This is a genomic window from Caballeronia sp. (genome assembly GCF_049581465.1).
Lineage (GTDB): Bacteria > Pseudomonadota > Gammaproteobacteria > Burkholderiales > Burkholderiaceae > Caballeronia.
In genome coordinates, this window is sequence record NZ_JBAUSA010001319.1 from 1 (window position 1) to 3,345 (window position 3,345).

A 3,345-nucleotide genomic window follows, 5' to 3' on the forward strand; every position below is an offset into this window, starting at 1 on the left:
GTCGTATGGCCGTCACTTGTATGAAATCGCATCGTCGACGCAGGCTGAATTTGCCCGCGTTGCAGAAGCCCAATTCGAAGACCAGAACCGCAAGGTGCAAACGCTCGTAGAAAACGTCGCGAAGAACGCACCGGCAGGCTCGGAAACGGCTGTTGCTGTGATGAAGTCGGCGATCACGGCCGCCAACACGACGTACGAAACCATCCACAAGGCAAGCAAGCAAGCCGTGGAAATCGCTGAGAGCAACTTCAACGCAGCCGCTACGGCCGCAACGAAGGCTGCATCGCAAGCGACTGCCCAAGCTTCGCGCGCTGTTGCCAAGAAGACGGTCTAAGCTCGGTTCAAGCTTCAATGCAAGGTTAGGACGTCATCCGATGAAACCGGACGCCGCCCGATCCAGGTAGCTTAAGTAACAAAATCAAGCAACAAAAAAGGCCGTTCCAGTTCAACCTGGAACGGCCTTTTCGCATTCTTGGCCCTACGGATGCACGAACGCAAAGACGAAAGGCGGCGCGTCGATGAAGTCCGTGAAACTCCCTGAACGACGCGCAGCCTTCTCAGCGCCCTACTTCTTGCGTTGCGGCGGTAAGTCCGTGCAGACGCCCTCATACAACTCTGCGGCCATGCCGACCGACTCGCCGAGCGTTGGATGCGGATGAATCGTCTTGCCGATATCCTCAGCGTCCGCGCCCATTTCGATCGCCAGGCACACTTCGCTGATCAGGTCGCCAGCGCCCAATCCTACGATCCCTCCGCCGATGATCCGGTGGGTTTCTTCGTCGAAGATCAGCTTGGTAAAGCCTTCATCGCGACCATTCGCAATCGCCCGGCCCGACGCAGCCCACGGGAACGTGGCCTTGCCGTACTTGATGCCTTCGGCCTTGCACTCGGCTTCAGTCTTGCCGGCCCAGGCTACTTCCGGATCCGTATACGCCACCGACGGAATTTGCAGCGCGTCGAAATAGGACTTCTCGCCGTGCGCCGCTTCGGCTGCGACGTGGCCTTCGTGCACGGCCTTGTGGGCGAGCATCGGCTGCCCGACGAGATCGCCGATCGCAAAAATATGCGCGACGTTCGTGCGCATCTGCTTGTCGACATTGATGAAGCCGCGATCCGTCACGGCCACGCCCGCCTTGTCCGCGCCAATCCTGCCGCCGTTCGGGCTGCGGCCCACGGCGACCAGGACGAGGTCATAGCGTTGCGCCTCGGCGGGTGCCTTTTCGCCTTCGAAGCTCACGTAGATGCCATCTTCTTTCGCCTCGGCACCGCTCGTCTTCGTCTTGAGCATGATGTTGGCAAAGCGCTTGGCGTTGTACTTCTCCCAGACCTTGACCAGATCGCGGTCGGCGCCGGTCATGAGGCCGTCGAGCATTTCGACTACGTCGATTTCCGAGCCAAGCGCACCATACACGGTCGCCATTTCCAGCCCGATAATGCCGCCGCCGACCACGAGCATGCGCTTCGGAACCTGGCGCAGTTCAAGCGCGCCGGTCGAATCGACGACACGCGGGTCCTTCGGCATGAACGGCAAATTCACGGATTGCGAGCCGGCCGCAATAATCGCCTGCTTGAACTGAACAACCTTCTTGCCGCCCTCGCCCTCAATCTCCATGTGATTCGGGCCAACGAAGTTACCCACGCCGGTGACCACCTGGACCTTGCGCGCCTTGGCCATGCCGGCGAGCCCGCCGGTCAGCTTGCTGACGACGCCCGACTTGAACCCGCGCAGTTTATCGAGATCGATGGTCGGCTCGCCGAACGAAATACCATGGTGCGCGAGCGCCTTGGCTTCTTCGGTGATCAAAGCCGCGTGCAACAACGCTTTCGACGGAATGCAGCCGACGTTGAGGCACACGCCGCCGAGCGTGGGATAGCGTTCGACCAGCACGGTGTTCATGCCGAGATCCGCTGCGCGGAAAGCGGCCGAATAACCACCGGGGCCGGCGCCGAGCACGAGCATGTCGCATTGGATATCGGCGGAACCTGAGAACGAACCGGCCTTCGGCGCGGGCGCGGCCGCGGCCGGTGCTTTTTCGGCGGGCTTGGACGCAGGGGCTTCTTTAGGCGCAGGGGCTTCTTTAGGTGCGGCAGGCTTCTCAGCCGGCGCGGCAGCAGCGGCAGCGGCCGTTTCAACCAAAGCGATGACGGTGCCTTGCGAGACTTTATCGCCCGCCTTGATTTTGACCTCTTTCACCGTGCCCACGACATCGCTAGGGACTTCGATGGAGGCTTTATCGGATTCGAGGGTGAGAACGCCTTGTTCTATTTCAACGGCGTCGCCGGGTTTGATATTGACTTCGACGACATCGACGTCTTTGAAATCGCCGATATCGGGTACTTTAAGTTCGACGAGACTCATGGTGTCCCCTAAGAATGAGAGCGGGCAGGACCGATATCGAATACGCCGGAGAGCGATGCGTTTCGGTCCTGCCGTCGGCAGACTTGCCTTTCCGTTGCTTACTTTCTTTGGCAATTCGAAGAAAGTGCGTGCCGCGCCGGATAGGCGCGTGGCTCAAAACCCGTCGTGCGAGCAAGTTCAACGAGACGGATGGCGAACCCGAGGCAACCACGGGCCGCCATCCAAAACGATCACAAACTCACGCGACGAAAATCCGCCAGCACAGCAGAAAGATAAGCATTGAACCGCGCTGCTTCGGCGCCATCGATCACCCGATGGTCATACGACAGCGACAGCGGCAGGATCAATCGCGGAACAAACGCCTTTCCGTCCCAGACGGGCTTCATCGCCCCCCGCGACAAGCCAAGGATTGCGACTTCGGGCGCATTGATGATCGGCGTGAAATGCGTTCCACCAATCCCACCAAGCGACGAAATCGAGAAACAGCCGCCTTGCATCTGGTCAGGCTTGAGCTTGCCGTCACGCGCTGCTTTCGAGAGATCGGCCATCTCCTTCGCGACATCGACGAGACCCTTCTTGTCGGCGTCGCGAATGACCGGAACCATCAAGCCATTCGGGGTATCGGCCGCAAAACCGATGTTGTAGTACTGCTTGAAGACGAGGTTATCGCCGTCGATGCTCGCATTGAACGTCGGGAATTTCTTAAGCGCGGCAACGACTGCCTTGATCACGAACGCGAGCATGGTGAACTTGACGCCGGCCTTCTCGTTTTCCTTGTTCAACTGAACGCGCAGCGCTTCGAGGTCGGTGATGTCGGCTTCGTCGTTGTTCGTGACGTGCGGAATCATGACCCAGTTGCGATGCAGGTTCGCGCCCGAGATCTTCTTGATGCGCGAGAGCGGCTTCGGATCGACAGGACCGAACTTCGCGAAATCGACCTTCGGCCACGGCAGCAAATTCAACTCGCCGCCACCGGCCGGCGCTGC

Annotated in this window: 2 protein-coding genes and 1 pseudogene; 1 reads left to right on the forward strand and 2 read right to left on the reverse strand. The window is 59.7% G+C overall.

Annotated features, from left to right (window positions below; all coding sequences use genetic code 11):
* Positions 1-334: pseudogene (locus tag WCA53_RS31950) on the forward strand (phasin family protein); the annotation flags it as partial.
* 231 nt (positions 335-565) lie between these two features.
* Here WCA53_RS31950 and lpdA read toward each other — a convergent pair.
* Complete coding sequence (gene lpdA / locus WCA53_RS31955) at positions 566-2,359, reverse strand: dihydrolipoyl dehydrogenase (protein ID WP_423921182.1); 1,794 nt, start codon at positions 2,357-2,359, stop codon at positions 566-568.
* Positions 2,360-2,589: 230 nt separating this feature from the next.
* Positions 2,590-3,345: 2-oxo acid dehydrogenase subunit E2 (locus WCA53_RS31960; RefSeq protein ID WP_423921187.1), on the reverse strand; the 756-nt coding region annotated here is incomplete at its 5' end.

Bases quoted from the DNA above. Each gene is read 5' to 3' on its own strand.
- lpdA (WP_423921182.1), bottom strand. From the start codon at position 2,359: ATGAGTCTCGTCGAACTTAAAGTACCCGATATCGGCGATTTCAAAGAC.